The 19,156-nt window shown below is 42.8% G+C and carries 14 protein-coding genes and 16 tRNA genes; 4 read left to right on the top strand and 26 right to left on the bottom strand.

Annotated elements, in window-relative coordinates; all coding sequences use genetic code 11:
- Nucleotides 1–22 precede the first annotated feature (22 nt).
- From menB to JI665_RS10605, 4 genes are all read right to left on the bottom strand, one after another.
- Nucleotides 23–844, bottom strand: a complete 822-nt coding sequence (gene menB, locus JI665_RS10590; RefSeq protein ID WP_206839248.1) for a 1,4-dihydroxy-2-naphthoyl-CoA synthase — start codon at nucleotides 842–844, stop codon at nucleotides 23–25.
- A 77-nt stretch (nucleotides 845–921) separates the two neighbouring features.
- Nucleotides 922–1,761, bottom strand: a complete 840-nt coding sequence (menH, locus tag JI665_RS10595) for a 2-succinyl-6-hydroxy-2,4-cyclohexadiene-1-carboxylate synthase (protein ID WP_206839249.1) — start codon at nucleotides 1,759–1,761, stop codon at nucleotides 922–924.
- Nucleotides 1,762–1,767: 6 nt separating this feature from the next.
- Complete coding sequence (menD, locus tag JI665_RS10600; protein ID WP_206839250.1) at nucleotides 1,768–3,513, bottom strand: 2-succinyl-5-enolpyruvyl-6-hydroxy-3-cyclohexene-1-carboxylic-acid synthase; 1,746 nt, start codon at nucleotides 3,511–3,513, stop codon at nucleotides 1,768–1,770.
- Nucleotides 3,510–4,916 (bottom strand): isochorismate synthase, encoded by a 1,407-nt coding sequence (locus JI665_RS10605; protein ID WP_206839251.1) that lies wholly within the window; start codon nucleotides 4,914–4,916, stop codon nucleotides 3,510–3,512. The genes menD and JI665_RS10605 overlap by 4 nt, the downstream gene beginning before the upstream one ends.
- 417 nt (nucleotides 4,917–5,333) lie before the next feature.
- Between JI665_RS10605 and JI665_RS10610 the strand changes: the two genes are divergently transcribed.
- The gene (locus tag JI665_RS10610; protein ID WP_206839252.1) at nucleotides 5,334–6,266 is read left to right on the top strand and encodes a 1,4-dihydroxy-2-naphthoate polyprenyltransferase; all 933 of its coding nucleotides are present in this window, start codon (nucleotides 5,334–5,336) and stop codon (nucleotides 6,264–6,266) included.
- 292 nt (nucleotides 6,267–6,558) lie between these two features.
- Nucleotides 6,559–7,314 carry a TraR/DksA C4-type zinc finger protein gene (locus JI665_RS10615; protein ID WP_206839253.1) on the top strand — a complete coding sequence of 252 codons (756 nt, stop codon included), beginning with the start codon at nucleotides 6,559–6,561 and terminating at the stop codon, nucleotides 7,312–7,314.
- Nucleotides 7,315–7,381: 67 nt separating this feature from the next.
- Here the strand turns inward: JI665_RS10615 and JI665_RS10620 are convergent, their stop codons facing one another.
- Entirely contained in the window at nucleotides 7,382–7,594 is a 213-nt protein-coding gene (locus JI665_RS10620) for a hypothetical protein (RefSeq protein ID WP_035330432.1), read from the bottom strand.
- Between the two features lie 154 nt (nucleotides 7,595–7,748).
- Here JI665_RS10620 and JI665_RS10625 point away from each other — a divergent pair, with 154 nt between their 5' ends.
- A complete protein-coding gene (locus JI665_RS10625; protein ID WP_206839254.1) occupies nucleotides 7,749–8,597 on the top strand; it encodes a dimethylarginine dimethylaminohydrolase family protein in 849 nt (282 codons plus the stop codon).
- Nucleotides 8,598–9,065: 468 nt separating this feature from the next.
- Here JI665_RS10625 and JI665_RS10630 read toward each other — a convergent pair whose 3' ends face one another.
- Genes JI665_RS10630 through glgB form a run of 5 tightly spaced genes read right to left on the bottom strand, consistent with a single transcriptional unit; the run spans nucleotide 9,066 to nucleotide 17,034 of the window.
- Nucleotides 9,066–11,480, bottom strand: coding sequence for a glycogen/starch/alpha-glucan phosphorylase (locus tag JI665_RS10630; RefSeq protein WP_206839255.1), 2,415 nt, complete (start codon nucleotides 11,478–11,480; stop codon nucleotides 9,066–9,068).
- Nucleotides 11,470–12,921, bottom strand: a complete 1,452-nt coding sequence (gene glgA / locus JI665_RS10635) for a glycogen synthase GlgA (RefSeq protein ID WP_206839258.1) — start codon at nucleotides 12,919–12,921, stop codon at nucleotides 11,470–11,472. The genes JI665_RS10630 and glgA overlap by 11 nt, the downstream gene beginning before the upstream one ends.
- Nucleotides 12,918–13,946 (bottom strand): sugar phosphate nucleotidyltransferase, encoded by a 1,029-nt coding sequence (locus tag JI665_RS10640; protein WP_206839260.1) that lies wholly within the window; start codon nucleotides 13,944–13,946, stop codon nucleotides 12,918–12,920. Before JI665_RS10640 ends, glgA begins: the two co-directional genes overlap by 4 nt.
- A gap of 54 nt (nucleotides 13,947–14,000) precedes the next feature.
- Entirely contained in the window at nucleotides 14,001–15,146 is a 1,146-nt protein-coding gene (locus tag JI665_RS10645) for a glucose-1-phosphate adenylyltransferase (protein WP_206839262.1), read from the bottom strand.
- Nucleotides 15,088–17,034, bottom strand: coding sequence for a 1,4-alpha-glucan branching enzyme (gene glgB, locus JI665_RS10650; protein ID WP_206839264.1), 1,947 nt, complete (start codon nucleotides 17,032–17,034; stop codon nucleotides 15,088–15,090). The genes JI665_RS10645 and glgB overlap by 59 nt, the downstream gene beginning before the upstream one ends.
- Before the next feature lie 223 nt (nucleotides 17,035–17,257).
- Between glgB and JI665_RS10655 the strand changes: the two genes are divergently transcribed.
- Nucleotides 17,258–17,455: a hypothetical protein gene (locus JI665_RS10655; RefSeq protein ID WP_206839266.1), complete on the top strand. Its 198-nt coding sequence runs from the start codon at nucleotides 17,258–17,260 to the stop codon at nucleotides 17,453–17,455.
- Between the two features lie 92 nt (nucleotides 17,456–17,547).
- On the opposite strand, the gene JI665_RS10660 is transcribed toward JI665_RS10655, so the two are convergent.
- From JI665_RS10660 to JI665_RS10735, 16 genes are all read right to left on the bottom strand, one after another.
- Nucleotides 17,548–17,619: transfer RNA gene (locus JI665_RS10660), tRNA-Glu, on the bottom strand.
- A gap of 4 nt (nucleotides 17,620–17,623) precedes the next feature.
- Nucleotides 17,624–17,714, bottom strand: a tRNA-Ser gene (locus tag JI665_RS10665).
- Nucleotides 17,715–17,719: 5 nt separating this feature from the next.
- Nucleotides 17,720–17,794 (bottom strand) — tRNA-Asn (locus JI665_RS10670).
- A 14-nt stretch (nucleotides 17,795–17,808) separates the two neighbouring features.
- A tRNA-Ile gene (locus JI665_RS10675) sits at nucleotides 17,809–17,885 on the bottom strand.
- Nucleotides 17,886–17,889: 4 nt separating this feature from the next.
- Nucleotides 17,890–17,963: transfer RNA gene (locus tag JI665_RS10680), tRNA-Gly, on the bottom strand.
- A gap of 14 nt (nucleotides 17,964–17,977) precedes the next feature.
- Nucleotides 17,978–18,053, bottom strand: a tRNA-Phe gene (locus JI665_RS10685).
- Nucleotides 18,054–18,076: 23 nt separating this feature from the next.
- A tRNA-Asp gene (locus JI665_RS10690) sits at nucleotides 18,077–18,153 on the bottom strand.
- Nucleotides 18,154–18,156: 3 nt separating this feature from the next.
- A tRNA-Met gene (locus JI665_RS10695) sits at nucleotides 18,157–18,230 on the bottom strand.
- A gap of 181 nt (nucleotides 18,231–18,411) precedes the next feature.
- Nucleotides 18,412–18,504, bottom strand: a tRNA-Ser gene (locus JI665_RS10700).
- A 13-nt stretch (nucleotides 18,505–18,517) separates the two neighbouring features.
- A tRNA-Ile gene (locus JI665_RS10705) sits at nucleotides 18,518–18,594 on the bottom strand.
- A gap of 17 nt (nucleotides 18,595–18,611) precedes the next feature.
- Nucleotides 18,612–18,688 (bottom strand) — tRNA-Met (locus JI665_RS10710).
- Nucleotides 18,689–18,706: 18 nt separating this feature from the next.
- Nucleotides 18,707–18,782: transfer RNA gene (locus JI665_RS10715), tRNA-Ala, on the bottom strand.
- Between the two features lie 9 nt (nucleotides 18,783–18,791).
- Nucleotides 18,792–18,868, bottom strand: a tRNA-Pro gene (locus tag JI665_RS10720).
- A 7-nt stretch (nucleotides 18,869–18,875) separates the two neighbouring features.
- Nucleotides 18,876–18,952 (bottom strand) — tRNA-Arg (locus tag JI665_RS10725).
- Nucleotides 18,953–18,967: 15 nt separating this feature from the next.
- Nucleotides 18,968–19,056 (bottom strand) — tRNA-Leu (locus JI665_RS10730).
- A 6-nt stretch (nucleotides 19,057–19,062) separates the two neighbouring features.
- A tRNA-Gly gene (locus JI665_RS10735) sits at nucleotides 19,063–19,137 on the bottom strand.
- Between the last annotated feature and the right edge of the window lie 19 nt (nucleotides 19,138–19,156).

Genomic DNA, 19,156 nt, shown 5'->3' on the forward strand with positions numbered 1-19,156 from the left:
AGCTGAAAAAATTCATATTCAATCAAGGGAAACGCGGGAATTGGCCGAAGTCAGGCTTGCGTTTTTCTTTAAATGCGTCACGGCCTTCTTTCGCTTCATCCGTTGTATAGTATAGAAGTGTTGCATCTCCGGCGAATTGCTGGATTCCTGCAAGCCCATCAGTATCGGCATTGAAGGCAGCCTTCAAGAAGCGGATAGCCGTCGGGCTCTTCTCAAGTATTTCTTCACACCACTTAATTGTTTCTTCTTCCACTTTCTCAAGCGGCACCACTGTATTAACAAGCCCCATATCTAAAGCTTCCTGAGCCCCGTACTGGCGGCACAGATACCAAATTTCGCGTGCTTTCTTATGGCCCACGATTCTGGCAAGATATCCTGAACCATAACCTGCATCGAAGCTTCCTACTTTAGGTCCTGTTTGTCCGAATACAGCGTTATCTGCTGCAATCGTTAAGTCACATACGATATGAAGGACATGTCCTCCGCCAATCGCATAGCCTTTTACCATTGCAATAACCGGCTTAGGAATAACACGGATCAGGCGCTGCAAATCCAGTACATTTAAACGGGGGATCTGGTCGTCGCCTACATATCCGCCATGTCCTCTGACAGATTGGTCTCCGCCTGAACAAAATGCTTTGTCTCCGGCACCCGTTAGGACAATTACACCTACATTTTCATCATCGCGTGCGTACGCAAATGCATCAATTAATTCCATTACCGTTCTTGGAGTAAAGGCATTATGGACTTGCGGTCTGTTAATCGTAATTTTCGCAATTCCATTGTATGTTTCATAAATGATTTCTTCGTACTGTTTTCCTGCAACCCATTCAACAGCTGACATACATGAATCCTCCTTAATATGTATTAGAAAGCGTTAATTGCCGCACCGGCTTTTTCTGCAGCAAATGATATTATTCCTCAATCTTTGCTGCTATTTGTATTAATCTCCCCTGTATGCGACAAAAACCCACTTACTATTGTACCAAATAATTCAGGTTTCTCCACATGAATTGCATGTCCTGCACCTTCAGCGGTCTTCCAATGAACATTTGGCAAAATTTTTGACATTTCTTCCGCAATTCTGCAGAATTTTTGATCCAGTTCTCCAGTAATCAGAAGTACAGGCATTTCGAGATGAGCAAGCCCGTCCCACCAGGATGGCTGAGCACCAGTGCCCATGCCATTCAGGCTGTTTGCCAGACCATCAATAGAATTGGCCAAACGCTGGCTTCTTATTCTGGCTCGGATTTTTTCTGGAAGACTTTTTTGGCTTTGAAATAAAGGGATGTTCTCCCAATAGTCAATAAAATTCTTAATGCCTTCCTGCCGGATTCTTTTAGACAATTTTTTATCCTGAATTCTTCTTTCGTGCCGCTCCTTTTCCGTCCTAAGCCCAGGAGAAGCACTTTCCAAAATCAGAGTGCGGACCTTTTCAGGGTATTTAACCGCAAAAGTTAGCGCAAGGCGCCCTCCCATAGAATATCCAAGTACATCGATCTTCCCGATTTCCATCTTTTCTAATAGACTGTTAATCACTGCGGCCGACTCTTCTATTTGATAATGGCCAATATCAGGTGGTGATCCAGATTTCCCATGTCCGATGATGTCCAAAGCTATTGTTTTCGAATGATCCTTCCAGAAGGGAGCGAATTCTTTCCAACCTTCACTATTTCCTGTGAAGCCATGAAGAAGCAGAAGCGGAAATCCCGTTCCCCATGTATCGACATGATATTGAACTCCATTAATGACATATTTCATCGGCATTCACCCTTCCAGCAATCGACTTATTTCCCGGGAAACAGATTCCCACAATTCTCGATGCTCGGTTAAATTTCTGTCCCGATTTGTCGTAATCTCCATTACCTTTATGCCTGATCTGTCCATGTTCTGCTGGAAGGCGGAAATAAAATGTTCCCAATCTAAGATTAAGTCATATTGACCGCCAAACATCTTAATGGCATGGCTGAAATCCAGATCAAGAGGTGTTCCAAACAGTTTTTCAAAATTTCTGGGGTGATTTGCCTGCGGCAGGAATGAAAAAATTCCGCCTCCATTATTATTAATCAGCAGTATATTGATATCTATTCCATACTGTTTAGAGGCAATTAAGCCATTTAAGTCATGGAAAAAGGTTAAATCGCCAAGCACTAAATACAGCGGCTGTGATGCCATTCCAGCACCAAGAGCAGTTGAAACGGTGCCATCAATGCCATTTGCTCCCCTGTTGGCCATTACTCTAATGCCCTTTTGATTATAATGGAAGAATGTATCCAGATCCCGTATAGGCATACTATTTCCTACAAATAGAGCAGAGCCTTCCGGCAGCAATTCCGCAAGCTGGAAAAATAATTTACCCTCGCTCAATTCATCCACTTCATTAATATCCGCAAGCCTTGATCTGGTTAGATCATTGATTTTTTTCCATAAAGCAATGAATTCATCATTCTCTGAAGTGTTTAAATATGACGTGACAGACTCGCAGAATAGAAGCTCATCACAATGAATCATTTCGGTCGAAAGCAGTGAAGGATCCCGCCAACCGCCGCCTCCATCAACAATAATCTGGCGGGCAGTGCTGTTTTCTTTCATAAAAATGGTCAACGGCTTCGATACAGGCATAGCACCGAACCGTATAATGACATCCGGCTTGAGCGCCTTTTTTGCATCCTCATTTTTCAAAAAGCTATCATATGCATCAATAATGAAGCTTCCTTCGTGAAGCCCGCTTCTTAGCTGGGATAATGGATCAGCAATGATTGGATAGTTCAGCATTTCCGCCAGCTTAATCACGGCTGCAGGGAAGTCAGCTTTCTCCAAAGGACCGCAGACAATAATCCCTTTTTGTGCCGAGTTTAACAACTGTGCCATTTCCTTGTACTCTTCATCAGGTAAACCAAACTGGCCGCTATGAATATTCACATAACCTTCGGTGCGGTCACTCAGCTCAAATAGATCATTGCGGTCAAGCTGCGGCACTAAAGGCTCACGGAAAGGAAAATTAAGATGAACAGGACCTGCTGGTGAGCTCTGGGCAGCAGAAGCTGCTCTTGCGCATACTGTGCGGGCATAACGAAGCATTTCAGCCGTATTCTCTGGAGGAGCCATCTCAACAAACCACTTTACATTTTTTCCATACAAATGGATCTGATCGATCGCCTGTGGAGCACCAACATCCCTTAGTTCATGAGGCCGGTCCGCAGTAAGCACGATCAGCGGCACTCTGGAATACCGGGCTTCCACAATGGCAGGATAGTAATTGGCTGCAGCCGTTCCAGATGTACACAGCAAAGCTGCCGGTCTTTGGGATGCCTTAGCAATCCCCAACGCAAAAAAGGCAGCCGAGCGCTCGTCCACATGGATATGTACACGAAGCTCCGGATGCTCTGCCATTACCATAGCCATTGGGGTAGAACGGGAGCCGGGACTGACCACGACATCCTCTACCCCGCTTTTTACTAATTCAGCCACAAATGCGGCTATATATGAAGTTAAAGCTTCCTGATGATTCACTTTTCATAACCCCCAAGAGCCGTAAGCATTGGCCGGAATTTAATTTTTGTTTCCTGATACTCGCTTTCGGCATTTGAATCCTGCACCACTCCGCAGCCTGCAAACAAGGATGCTTCATTTCCCTGAATAAGACCAGATCTGATTGCAACAGCATATTCGCCATTTCCCCTGAAGTCCATCCATCCTAATGGAGCAGCATAAAAGCCCCGATCCAGTTCTTCTACTTCTCTTATTTTTTCCACTGCTTCTCTTTTAGGAAGACCTCCAAGAGCAGGAGTCGGATGCAGACGGTCAACTAATGCAAGAAGGGAAGCATCTCCCTTGGTTTTTCCTATTACAGGGGTATACAAGTGCTGAATATCTCTCATCTTCATCAGCTGCGGCTCTTCAGGCAATTCAACTTCTGAGCAGGATTCCCCCATTGCTTCCTTAATCATATCAACCACATATTGATGTTCTGTTAAATTTTTCTGATCATGCAATAAAGCATCGCCCAGGATATGATCATCCTCTGCTGTTTTGCCTCTTGGGATGGAACCTGCCAGACAAGTTGTGAAAACATTTTCTCCATATTTCTTTATAAGCCGTTCTGGGGAGGCTCCAATAAAGCAGTCACCGTTCGATTCAAAAGCAAAGACAAAGCTTTCTCTCTGCATTTCCATCAGATTCAAGAGAACTCTTTCAATCTCAATTGGCTTATCATAAATGAGCCTTGATTCCCGGGCAAGCACAACCTTTTTTAAAGATCCGGATTTAAGTTCATCCACAACCGCATCTACTGTCTCCATCCATTTTTCCGGATTTATATCCTCTTCCTCCTGAAGAGTATTTACACTCTCAGGATGATAATCTTTGATTGAAGCCATTATCATGCCTCGTTCGGCCACTATCTTTTCAAAAAGAGAATCACCATCATGCTGAGTGCAGACAACATTTGTTGTCAGATAGGCCTGTCCATTCATTTCACTGTACATATATGTCGGCACATGAAAAAGGGAATCGGAATATTTCGACCAAAGCTTTGTTTTCTTCTTTAGCGGATCGAAAGAAAAGCCGCCAAACATCACGGGCCCTGTAGCATTTTTATCATAAGGGTTAAAAATAATGCTGTTATTAATAAAACGCTTCCATTCCTTTTCAACACGTTTAAATCTTCCTATACTTTGATCTGACTGGATTTGCCTGCAAATCCCGAGCCCGATTATATAAGTTTCACCAGAAGGATCCTTCCAGAAAAAGCGTTCACCAAAAAAACGGCTCTTTCCTGCCGCATAAAAAGAAAGGGGGTCTATATGATTTATTTTTTGAACTTCGCTCACTAAAACAGGCTTTGACAAAGCTTTTGCCCTCTCGATCGCCTCTTGGATCCCTTCTTTTAGTTCCGTATCTTGTATCGTAACCAAAAAAATCCCTCCAATAACAGCTTAGATTGCTGTTATCCTACTTTAAACTTATTCTAAGATACACCTGTAATTCAGAGAATGTCAATGATGTCAATCAGACCATCCCTTTTTGCATCCTTATTATATTATAGCTTACTTTAGGCATCTATAATATGAATTGAACTCAATTCAGCAAATAGCACTGTTAATACCGGAACGTGCTGCATTAAAGTTCCCTTAACTATGGAAAATTCCGGTTCTTTTTACGGCAATAATACGTTGACACTCTTGCATTATTTACCTAAACTTAAGGTGTTTGATATATAGCCGTATAACGGTTTACTTTGACAATACCCTGGTCATCGGTTAAAATAAACAAGTTTGAATGATGCAATTAATGATATCATTACAGAATAGATAAATAAGGGGAGAGTTATCATGCAACCACAAGCACAGACCAATTTTCCGCCTGCTTCCAACTCAAAGAACTGGAGGGTCTGGTGGCAGCTGACCAGGCCACATACTCTTACTGCTGCCTTTGTGCCGGTTCTGCTTGGAACAGCTCTTGCAATGGAACTAACTGAAATAAAATTTGGCCTGTTTTTGGCTATGCTGGCAGCAAGTCTGCTGATTCAGGCTGCCACTAATATGTTTAACGAATACTACGACTTCAAAAGAGGGCTTGATACGGAAGACTCTGTCGGAATTGGAGGAGCTATTGTCCGGGAAGGAATCAAACCAAAAACGGTTCTGAACCTGGCTTTTGGCCTGTATGGGATTTCGATATTGCTTGGATTCTACATCTGCATGAACACAAGCTGGTGGATTGCAGCAATTGGACTGGCCTCCATGGCAGTAGGATATTTATATACTGGCGGTCCGCTGCCGATAGCATACACACCATTTGGAGAATTATTTGCAGGTTTTTTCATGGGCATGCTGATCATCTTAATTTCTTTTTACATTCAGGCAGGAACCGTAACAGCAACAAGTGTTTTAGTATCCTTCCCTATTTTGATACTTGTTGGCGCCATTCTGCTGGCCAATAATATCAGAGACCTGGACGGCGACAAGGAATTCGGCCGCAAAACACTGGCAATTCTTTTAGGGAAAAATGGGGCAATCAAGCTGCTTGCCGCAATGTTCATCGTGTCGTATGCATGGGTTTTCATATTAATTGCCATGAACATCATAACTCCATGGCTTGCTATCGTTGTTCTTAGTGCGCCTAAGGCAATAAAAGCAACGAAAGGCTTCATCGGCAAAACACTGCCTATGCAAATGATGCCTGCGATGAAAGCCACTGCCCAGACAAATACAATCTTTGGCTTTCTTTTATCAGTAGGCCTTTTTATCGGGTATCTTTTATGATTTTAAAAAAACCTCTGCTTTTATAGCAGGGGTTTTTTGTTTGAAAAAAACAGCAGAAAGCACCCTTTTGGTTTCATCCCATTTTTAACGGGTATTTTTTATTTATGGAAGATGCTTGACCCTAAAATTTTTTCTTCCGTTATGATTTTGCCAACTACGTCCATACTAAACCCATATGGACTAAGATTTTTAATACCCGGCAGAGCAAGAGCGGCAGAACTTGGCTTTATTTTGTGACTCTGGCATCAGCAGGCCTTTTATAAAATTTATTAAATCCAAGGATGTGCATAATATGTTGAACAATGAACAAATCAGCCATTTAAAAAAAGAATTGAATGATGAAAAAAAATCACTGGAATCCCAGCTTCAGGGCAATAAAGAAGGAAGTCTGGAAGGAGCAAGCGCCAGAGACACAGTAGGAGAGCTATCCCTTTATGACAACCATCCAGCCGATATGGGATCTGAACTTTATGAGCGCGAAAAGGATTTTGCTTTAGAAGAACATCATGACTCTGAACTGAATAAAGTAAATGCAGCGCTGCAGGCAATTGAAGATGGTTCATACGGCAAATGCAAAGAGTGCGGTTCCGAAATTCCATATGAGCGGCTTGAAGTGATTCCAGCAACCCTATACTGCAAGGAGCATAGTCCAGAGCAAAACGTGCCCGGAGACCGTCCTGTCGAAGAAGATGTGCTTGAACCTGCGCATGGGAATACCTTTCAGCATCATCAATTCAGAGAAGTCGTAGATAATGAAGACAGCTTCCAGGAAGTTGCCCGTTTTGGAACTTCTGAGACACCCTCTGACTTAAGAGGCGACTATGAAGATTATAACTCCCTTTATAATGAAGGACATGATGACGAAGGGTTTACTGAAGATTATGAGACGTTTATCGGAAATGACCTTGAAGGCAAGGAGAGAAAAGTCTATCCTTCCAAGAAACAGGAAGAGTATGAAGCCATGCTGGATGAGAATGATATCGAAGCACCTTATGGTGATGTGCCGTATCATGAAACTGACGGCTATGTGGATGAAGATAAGGATTAAAGTAAAAGCGATGCAGCTGCATCGCTTTTTTATGTCAAATGGCAAAATAAGATACCCTTATATATGTTTATAGTTTGGATTCGATATCCTGGATAATCTCATCAATCGTATCAGAAACATCGTTTGTGCGGCGGGCAATGGAGATGCTGAATTCCAGCAGTTCTTTATAGTTTTTCACCGGAATAGAATCATTTGTTTTCTCGAATTCATTAAGTTGCAGTCCAATATTTTGAAGATGCAGCAAAACTTCTTCCATTGATCCTCTCTCGATTTGGTACATTTAACAGCTACCCCCTTTATATCTAATGATTTCATTATCAGGGTTTTTAAACCTTTTTTATAGTGGCAATTTTTGTTAATAGTTGCTCTTTACGGAGTAAAACCGCTTCTCATAGGCAATATTATCTTAAGAATATATCGCTGGGAGGATCATTATGTCCGGACAACAAAAAGCTGCATGCTTTTCCGAATATGACAAACTTGAACAAGTAGTGTTATGTGAACCGAAGTACATGACGATTGTAGATACAATAAATGAAACACAAAAGCATTATGAAAAAGAAGGTATTAATATAGACACAGCCATGAAGCAGCACAGACATTTTGTCAGTGCATTAAAGGAACAGGGAATCAATGTGGTTTTGCTGCCCTCGCTTGAAAAATATCCGGAGCAGGTTTTTACCCGTGATATCGGATTTACACTTGGAGAAAAGGTTTATGTTGCAGAAATGGCGGCAGATATTCGGCAAGGAGAAGAAAATGTCCTGAAACAATGGCTGGAAGCAAACCAGGTTCCTTTTTACAATCTTACGGGAGACCGCATAGAGGGAGGAGACGTCCTGATCGATGGCCAAACCATATATGCCGGGGTAAGCAGCCGTACCCACGAAGATGCGATCGAGCATCTTCGCAGCCTTATGCCAGATTATGATGTCGTATCCATCCCTTTTACTGATACATATCTGCATCTTGATTGTGTATTCAATATTATTTCACCGGAGGAAGCTCTTATCTTTCCAGGAGAAATCCACGGGGAAAAAGTCAAAATGCTGGAATCACGCTATGATTTAATAAAAGTATCGGAAGAGGAGCAATTCACACTCGGAACCAATGTCCTCTCTATTGGCAATAAAAAAATCTTCAGCCTTCCCATTAATAAGAATGTCAATAAAGAGCTCAGGTCCAGGGGCTATGAAGTTATTGAGGTAGACATTACTGAAATTATTAAATCAGGAGGTGCCTTCCGCTGCTGCACGATGCCGGTTAGGCGCACTAAAGGGTAGATCTCCTGCCTCCATGAAACGGAATAATGATTATAGACTCTATTGGAAACCGCCTTTTTGTGATTAACTGCTGTTTTCTCTTAGGCATCTACAGTTTGGGAGTTAATCCTCGTGATTAACTCCCAGTATCTCTTGAGTACTATCATTTTGGGCGTTATTCACATTGATTAACTCCCATTTTCTCTTGAGCATTTTCATTTTGGGCATTATTCATACTGATTAACTCCCATTTTCTCTTGAGCACCTTCATTTTGGGCGTTATTCACATTGATTAACTATCATTTTCTCTTGACCACCTTCATTTTGGGCGTTTTTCCCCCTGATTAACTCCCATTTTCTCTTGACTACCTTCATTTGGGGAGTTATTCCCACTGATTAACTCCCATTTTCTCTTGAGCACTTTCATTTTGGCGTTATTCCCACTCAACAAAAAACAGCCTCTTCTCACTGGAAGGGCTGTTCTCCTTTTTACTTATTCATCATCTCAACGCCAGCGGGTTTGATTTTCCAGATTTCCCGCGCATATTCACTGATTGTGCGGTCGCTTGAAAAATAGCCTGAACCGGCAATATTCATTAGGCTCTTTTTCAGCCAATGTTCCCGATCCTCGTATGCTTTCCCAGCTTCTTTCTGGATATTGACATAGGAAGCAAAATCCCTCAACACAAAGTATTGGTCATTTTCCATCAGCAGGGAATCGAAAATGGGCTCGAACTCATCATCAGCATCCGGGAAGAATCCATTCACGAGCTGGTCGGCAACCTGGCGAATTCGCTTATCATGATGATAATACTCTCTGGAATTATATCCGCCATTTTGGTAAAAGCTGAGCACCTCATCTGCCGTTAGGCCAAAGATGAAAATATTGTCATCTCCTGCTTTTTCTTTTATCTCAATATTGGCTCCATCCAGCGTACCCACTGTCAAAGCACCATTCATCATGAATTTCATATTTCCTGTGCCGGAAGCTTCCTTGCTTGCCGTTGAAATTTGCTCACTGATATCTGCAGCCGGGAAAATTTCCTCAGCGAGCGAAACACGGTAATTCTCCAGGAAGATAACCTTTAGAACTTCTTTTGTCTTCCGGTCATTGTTCACCTTTTCAGCAACGGTATTAATTAATTTAATGATCTTCTTTGCATAGTAATAGCCTGGCGAAGCTTTTGCCCCGAAAATAAATGTCCGCGGATGCATCCGAAAATTGGAATCTTCCTTCAGCCTATTATATAAATGCATAACATGAAGAATATTTAACAGCTGGCGCTTATAAGCATGCAGACGCTTAACCTGAATGTCAAAAATGGAAGAAGTATCAACAATTATACCCTGCTGCTCCTGGATGCGCTTCGCCAATCTTTCCTTATTCAATTGCTTAACCTGATGCAGCTGATCAAGGAATACTCTATCATTCTTAAAATCTGCCAGTTCCTGAAGCTTTTCCGGTTCCCGAATCCACCCAGCCCCGATGCCCTCATTAATAAGATCCGACAAAAGTGGATTCGCTTTCAGCAGCCAGCTTCTATGCGTGATCCCATTAGTTTTATTATTAAATTTCTCAGGAAAAATCTCATAAAACTGATTCATTTCCCGCTTCTTTAAGATTTCTGTATGAAGTGCGGCAACACCATTTACGCTCGAGCTGCCGACAAGGGCAAGGTGTGCCATCTTAACCTGGTCATGTGCGATGATCGCCATATCCTCAATCCGCTTCCAATCACCCGGGAATCTGTCCCAAAGTTCGCGGCAAAAGCGCTCATTGATTTCATTCACTATCATATAAATCCGCGGCAGCAAAGGCTGGAAAATTCGGACAGGCCATTTCTCCAATGCCTCTGAAAGAGTTGTATGATTCGTATAGGCAATCGTCTTGACCGTAATGTCCCAGGCTTCCTCCCATCCCATTCCCTCTTCATCCAGCAGGATTCTCATAAGTTCAGGAATGGCAAGAACCGGATGTGTATCATTAATATGAATGCTCACATATTCGTGGAAATCTCTTAAACTATTATGCTGCTTTCGATAGGAACGCACAATGGAACGGATACTGGCCGAGACAAGAAAGTATTGCTGCTTCAGCCTCAGAATCTTTCCCTCATCATGGGTATCATCAGGATATAGAAATTCCGAAACAGATTCGGTTTCCCGTTTATATTTTAAAATATCATGATTTATAGGATAAGGAGACGGTTCAGCATTCCAGAGTCTTAGAGTGTTAATCGTATCTGTTTTATAGCCAGCGACAGGCATATCGTAAGGAACAGCTGAAATTGTTTCAGCATTCACATGCCGGAACACAAGCCTGCCATTGTCCTCTTTCATTTCGACTTTTCCCCAAAAAGGAACTTCAATTGCCAGGTCTGCTTTTCTTACTTCCCAGACATGGCCGTTCCGCAGCCACTGCTCCGGAAGCTCCACCTGATAGCCATCCACAATTTTCTGCTCAAATAGGCCATGCTTATAGCGAATACCACATCCATGGCCTGGAAGATTTAAGGATGCCAGTGAATCCATAAAGCAAGCTGCCAGACGTCCCAGTCCGCCGTTTCCAAGCCCTGCATCTGCCTCGATTTCTTCAAGACGGTTCAATTCAATTCCCAGATCAGCCAGACCTTCCTTGACAACCTGCTCAATTCCCAGGTTTATCAGATTATGATGAAGCAGGCGCCCCAATAAAAACTCAATGGATAAGTAATATACCTGCTTTTCACGGTCGATGCGGTAGCGTTCATTAGTATTAATCCACTCTGTGCTCACATGTTCTCTGATCATATTTCCAAGCGTGAAGTAATGATCTCTTTCTGTGCTTTCACCAAAGCTTTTACCGCATGTCATCTCCAATTTCTTCAAGAATTCCTCCTTGAACTCATCGCGATCAGAAAACATGGCTTTCACTCCTTGAAACAAGGCCTGCATATAGCTGATTGTATTTGAAAGCAGATTGCGCCCAGCTGTTATCCATTCCCATTGCATTTTTCATAATTTGCTCCCATATTTTGCTGTTACCGTAAAAGCCTATTGCTCTTCTAATAGTATAGAGCATATCATGGGCATTAAAATGGCTGAAGGAAAAGCCGTTGCCTTCTCCTGTGACTTCATTGTAAGAATGAACAGTATCATTTAATCCGCCTGTTTCCCTGACGATGGGAATGGATCCATATCTCATTGCAATCATCTGCCCTAAGCCGCATGGCTCAAATTGTGAAGGCATTAAGAATAAATCGGATCCTGCATAGAACTCATGTGCAAGCCCTTCATCAAATCCAATATATGCTTTGCACTTATCGGGGTAGCCCGCTTCCATCTCCCTGAAAAATTGCTCAAACTCAGGGTCCCCAGTCCCCAAAACAAGGACTTGAATATCATCCTGCATAAGCTCATGGAACACACATTTAACCAGGTCCAGGCCCTTTTGTTTTGTCAGCCTCGTAACCATGGCTATCAGAGGAACCTCTTCCTTAACCGGCAGGCTGAATTTTTTCTGAATATCCATCTTATTTTCTTTTTTAATCTGAAGTTTTTCAACGGCATAGTTCTCTTTTATAAATGGATCCTTCTCAGGATTATAAAATTCATCATCAATCCCATTTAAGATTCCTTCCAGATCATAAGCTCTGCGCTTCAGCAAATCATGCAGCTTCTCTCCGTAATATTTCGTCTGAATTTCATCTTTATAGGTAGGGCTGACTGTTGTAATTTTATCAGCAGCGACAAGTCCGCCCTTCATAAAATTGATGTTTCCGAAGAATTCAAGCTTATCTGGATGAAAATGGCTATAGTCAAGCCCTAATAGATCCCCTAAAGCACTCCCCGGCATGATTCCCTGAAACTGAAGATTATGAATGGTGAAGACTGTCCGAATGAACTCATACCCTTTTTTCGCACGATACTCAACCCTCAGCAGAAAAGGAATCATTCCAGTATGCCAATCGTGGCTGTGAATGACATCCGGATAGTAATCAATATGCTGAAGTGCATCCAGCACGGCCCGGTTAAAATAGGCAAACCTCTCTCCATCATCATAATAACCGTATAATTTTTCACGGTTGAAGTAGTATTCATTATCAACAAAATAGAATAGGATTCCCTGATGCTCAAGTTCTTCAATTCCGCAATACTGGTTTCTCCAGCCTACCTGAACTGTAAACTCGCACCTTTTAGTCATTTTATTTTTTAAATTATCTGATATGGAACCATACTTAGGAAGGATAACCCGTACGTCAGTCCCCTGCTTTGCAAGCTCTTTCGGGAGAGAACCAGCTACGTCAGCAAGTCCTCCGGATTTAACAAATGGAACACATTCAGAAACAGCAAACAATACTTTCACGAGTTCATCAGCGCTCCTTGTACGGTGCCTTTGCGAATAACCATAGGCATTTCACGTCTTCCCTCAATCCTGGCACCGGATTCTACCTTAACATCTTTATCTAAAATAACGGAGTCTAAAACACAGTTTTCTCCAATTTGGGTTTTTTGCATAATTATGCAGTTTTTTACGACTGAACCCTTGCCAATTTTTACCCCTCGGGATATAATGCTGTTCTCAACCGTCCCTTCAATCATGCATCCATTCGCAATCATCGAATTCTTTGCACTCGCACCTTTCATATAACGGGTTGGCGGTTCATCTTTTACTTTTGTAAAAATCGGCTGACTTCGCAGAAAAATATTTTTCCAGGCCTCCGGTTCCAATAGACCCATGCTGGCAGCAAAGTAATTTTCAATGGAATCAATCATGACGGCCAAACCGGCATATTCATAATTGCATATCGTGTAAGAATGATGGATGTCTGTAACGACATCACTCATGCATGTGTATCCAGTCTCGTTTCTATTTTCTATTAAGCTAATGAGCAGCGAAGTTTTTACAAGGTACATTTCAAGGGAGCGCCCATCCTGCCGAACAACTGTAATATCACACCCCGTCATAATATGTCTATCAAGAACAGGCCTGAAGTCCATATTAAAAACGGTAAAACAGTTTGAGATCAATGCATACTCCTGCTTACTGCGATAAAAATAATCCAAATTAGCTGCAAAGTGATTGAAAGATCCAATTCCTTTACTTGGACTATCCAGCAAAGGAGATGGGAAAAAGAATAGCCCATCCCTTTTTCTGTTAAGGTCCCAATTTTTACCAGAACCAAGATGATCCATTAAAGAGCGATATTGATACTTCGGAAATATGGCAACACTTTCAATATCCGAGTTGACCATATTGGAGAGAACAAAATCGATTAGCCTATAGCGGCCTGCAAACGGAACAGCTGCGAGCGACCTGTGTACTGTCAATTCCTCTAACTCTTCATGGTAGGTTGTTGCGTCTATCACACCAAGCATTCTCTTCTTCATGACATTCCCTCCCGTTTTATTGGCCAGGCGCCGTTTTGGCATCCAGGCTGTGAATTAAGAACAAATTCCCTGTATCATTTCCTGTGTTATCAGAATAATTTCATCTTCTTCTTCGGAAGCACTAATCACAACGCCATCAGGTATGTTCATTCCGCTTGGCACTATAGCCTTTTCTATATAGACATTTTCACCAATTACAGCATCAGGCATGATGACCGATTCACGGATCACAGTATTCTTTCCAACCAGAACCCCTTGAAATAGCACTGACTTTTCAACTTCCCCTTCAATTGTACAGCCTTCATTTATCAAAGACTCTGCAACCTCTGCTTGAGTTGAAATAAACTGTGGAGGATGATTCGGATTCACCGAATAGATCCGCCAATCATGATCGAAAAGATTCAGCTCGCATTCATCATCCAATAAATCCATATTTGCTTCCCACAGGCTCTTGACTGTACCGACATCCTTCCAGTAGCCATTGAATGGGTAAGCGAACAGCTTTTTATTTTCATCAAGCATCAGTGGGATAATATCCTTTCCAAAGTCATGACTTGATTCCGGATTGCGGTCATCCATTTCCAGATATTCCTTTAAAACAGACCAATTAAAAATATATATTCCCATGGAGGCCAGATTATTTTTTGGATATGCTGGTTTTTCCTCAAATTCTGCAACCCGCATCTCGTCATCGGTGTTCATGATTCCGAACCTGCTTGCCTCCGGCCAAGGCACTTCAATTACTGAAATAGTGGCATCCGCGCCTTTTTCAATATGATAATTCAGCATCAGCTCATAATTCATTTTATAAATATGATCACCGGATAAAATCAGGACATATTCAGGATCATACTGCTTTAAATAATTGAGGTTCTGATAAATGGCACTCGCTGTTCCCGTATACCACTTCACTTCCGATGATTCACTGTAAGGGGGCAGTACGGTCACACCTCCGTTCTTTCTATCAAGATCCCATGCGCTGCCTATGCCAATATACGAATTCAGAACCAGCGGCTGGTATTGGGTAAGAACACCGACTGTATCAATTCCGGAATTGGTGCAATTGCTCAATGTAAAATCAATAATCCGGTATTTCCCTCCAAAGGGAACTGCAGGTTTCGCAAGACTTTTTGTCAGAGAACTAAGCCTGCTCCCTTTCCCTCCTGCTAATAACATTGCGACGCACTTTTTCTTTCCCATTTCCCTTCCTCTCCTTCCGATGTTTTACAGGGCGTAAGATTGAAATGCCAAATGGCGGAATAGACATTTCCAAACTGAACGGCTTGCCATGAAACTCTAATTGCTCTGTCTTAAGGACCCTCTTGTTAGTGCAATTTGATCCTCCAAAGCTATCACTGTCACTGTTGAGTATTTCCCGATAGGAACCCGCCTTTGGAACTCCAATACGATAATTAAGGTAGAAAGCAGGTGTGAAATTGCAGACAATCACAAGAAAATCATCCACTTTAGAGCCTTTCCTGATAAAAGAAAAGATGGATTGGTCTGCATTATGACAATCAATCCATTCAAAACCATCCTGAAGATGATCAAGCTCAAAAAGAGCCTTTGAACGTTTATAAACCTTTATTAAATCTTTCACATAATCATTTGCTTTTTTATGCATCTCGTAATCAAGCAGATGCCAATCAAGCTGTTCTTTGTCTTTCCATTCCGAAAACTGCCCAAGTTCGCTTCCCATGAAAAGAAGCTTCTTACCGGGGTGGGCAATCATATATCCAAGCAGGAGCCTGAATTGAGCAAATTTTTGCCAGTAATCTCCCGGCATTTTATCAAGCAGCGATTTTTTCCCATGAACAACTTCATCATGTGAAAAAGGCAGTATGAAGTTTTCTGTAAAAGCATACAAAAGCGAAAATGTCATCTTTCCATGAACACCAGATCGCCTCTCAGGCGCTGTTTCCATATATGTAAGAACGTCATTCATCCAGCCCATATTCCACTTGTAATGAAAACCCAGCCCTCCATAATGGACTGGTGCAGTCACTTGCGGCCAGTCTGTTGAATCCTCTGCCATCATGAGAAAGGAAGAGTCATATTGAGAAACAACTTTATTTAAGTTCTGCAGAAAACTGGTGCCGAATGGATTTTCTGTTTTCCCATCCCGGTTAGGCCAATAGATAATATTAGCGACCGCATCAACCCGGAAGCCATCAATATGATATTTCTCCATCCAAAAAACTGCGTTGGAAATAAGAAAGCTTTGAACTTCATTTTTGCCGAGATCAAAATTGGCTGTCCCCCATACTCTGTTCTCTCTGTCGCCCTCAGTTTCATACTCATACAAATACGAACCATCAAACTGATAAAGACCATGGGCATCTTTGCAGAAGTGCCCCGGCACCCAGTCCAGAATGACACCAACACCATGCTGGTGGCACTGATCAACAAAATACATAAAATCATGCGGGCTGCCATAACGGCTTGTAACAGAGTAATAGCCTGTTCCCTGATAGCCCCAGGAAGCGTCGAGCGGATGCTCAATTAGAGGAAGCAATTCTATATGCGTAAACCCATGTTCGACCACATAAGGAATTAGCTCATCTGCAAGCTCCCTGTATGTATACAGACTTCCAGATTCTTTTTGCTTCCATGAACCCATATGGACTTCATAAATAACTGCAGGCTCCGTATAAATAGACTTCATTTCTTTTTTTTGGATCCATTTGCTGTCATTCCACTGATACCCGTCCAGCGAATATACTTTAGATGCTGTATTGGGCCTTACTTCTGAAAAAAAGCTATAAGGATCAGCCTTTAATAAAACATCTCCTTTCTTTGTTTCAATTTCATACTTATACAAGGCACCTTCCATGTTTCCATCCAGCTGAATAAACCAGACACCTTCATTATTCACTCTATGTAAGGTATAGCCTTCTCCATTCCAATCATTAAAATCACCGACTAATCTGATAACTTCAGCATTCGGTGCCCAAACACAAAAGCGGGTAAACACATCTCCGCCATTGGAAACTACATGTGCACCAAATAACTGGTGACTTTCATAATATGTCCCTTCATGGAACAAATGCAGCTGATAATCGGTTGGAAACAAAGTATCCACTACCATCCTTCTCCCCACCCAGTCTCGTTTCTTTTGACTTTCCTGTTATATTCGCGGAACATGAGAAAAATCCTTGTAAAAGTTTTTTTAATTTTATGACAACAATGTCTAAAACCCGCTATAATCCGATAACATTCTGCCCAATTTAACAGCCTTCGACATAATCTCCGGTAAACTCAGACAAAATAAGACAAAGTATGCAAGCAAAAAATGAAAGGAGAATAATATTTTGAGTAATAAAGAAGAGGAATTATTATTGAATGAGGCATCAAAAAATGAAGTAAGAGTTCCGTTATTTGAAGCACCGGATGGAAAGATTATAGCCACTGGTGATATGTTTAGAGGCCCCTATACGGGGATATCTTCCGAAATCGATTTGAATAATCCAGGCAATAAATTAAGCAAGGAAGAAGAGAAGTTTGATTAAAAAACAGAGATGTAACTAACTGAAGGTATGCTGGAACAGAACAGAAAAGACAGCAAAAAAGCTGCCAACAAATTGTTGACAGCTTTTTTGTATGACCCCTACGGGATTCGAACCCGTGTTACCGCCGTGAAAGGGCGGTGTCTTAACCGCTTGACCAAGGGGCCAATATGGCGGAGAAGGAGGGATTTGAACCCTCGCGCCGGTTACCCGACCTACACCCTTAGCAGGGGCGCCTCTTCAGCCACTTGAGTACTTCCCCATATATGGCTCCGCAGGTAGGATTCGAACCTACGACCGTTCGGTTAACAGCCGAATGCTCTACCACTGAGCTACTGCGGAACAATAATATAAAATGGTGGGCCTAAATGGACTCGAACCATCGACCTCACGCTTATCAGGCGTGCGCTCTAACCAGCTGAGCTATAGGCCCATTTTGGAGCGGGTGAAGGGAATCGAACCCTCATCATCAGCTTGGAAGGCTGAGGTTTTACCACTAAACTACACCCGCGTTAAGATTAAAGATGGTGGCTCAGGACGGAATCGAACCGCCGACACAAGGATTTTCAGTCCTTTGCTCTACCGACTGAGCTACTGAGCCGTATATTGTTTATTTTATAAAAATGGCGGTCCGGACGGGACTCGAACCCGCGACCTCCTGCGTGACAGGCAGGCATTCTAACCAACTGAACTACCGGACCAGATTGCGGGGGCAGGATTTGAACCTGCGACCTTCGGGTTATGAGCCCGACGAGCTACCGGACTGCTCCACCCCGCGATAGTATTATTTATGTGATTTTTCTATGCCCACATCAAGCATTACATCGCAGCTTATTCAATGAAGTAACCGCCCCGATTTTAGAAAGATTATTCAAGCAGCAGTTCAATCGGTGCGCTGAAGAAATTCCTTCGAAGGTTATTCGGGCGTGCTCCACCCCGCGATAGTATTATTAAAAATATGGAGGAGGAAAGGGGATTCGAACCCCTGCGCGGTTTGACCCGCCTGTCGGTTTTCAAGACCGATCCCTTCAGCCGGACTTGGGTATTCCTCCGTATAAATGAAAGTGGTGGACCTTGTAGGACTCGAACCTACGACCGGACGGTTATGAGCCGTCTGCTCTAACCAGCTGAGCTAAAGGTCCAGCATTGTTTAATTAAATGGTAGCGGCGGAGGGGATCGAACCCCCGACCTCACGGGTATGAACCGTACGCTCTAGCCAGCTGAGCTACACCGCCGAAATGTTAAAATAATAATGGTGGAGCCTAGCGGGATCGAACCGCTGACCTCCTGCGTGCAAAGCAGGCGCTCTCCCAGCTGAGCTAAGGCCCCAATAATAAATGGTCGGGAAGACAGGATTCGAACCTGCGACCCCTTGGTCCCAAACCAAGTGCTCTACCAAGCTGAGCTACTCCCCGTTAATAATGGCGCGCCCGAGAGGAGTCGAACCCCTAACCTTTTGATCCGTAGTCAAACGCTCTATCCAATTGAGCTACGGGCGCATTATTAAATTCTTCTGGTGCCGAGGACCGGAATCGAACCGGTACGGTAGTCACCTACCGCAGGATTTTAAGTCCTGTGCGTCTGCCAGTTCCGCCACCCCGGCAAAAAATGGAGCGGAAGACGGGATTCGAACCCGCGACCCCCACCTTGGCAAGGTGATGTTCTACCACTGAACTACTTCCGCTTAAAGAATGGTGCGGGTG

The organism is Bacillus sp. NTK034 (assembly GCF_017303275.1).
Lineage (GTDB): Bacteria > Bacillota > Bacilli > Bacillales > Cytobacillaceae > Cytobacillus.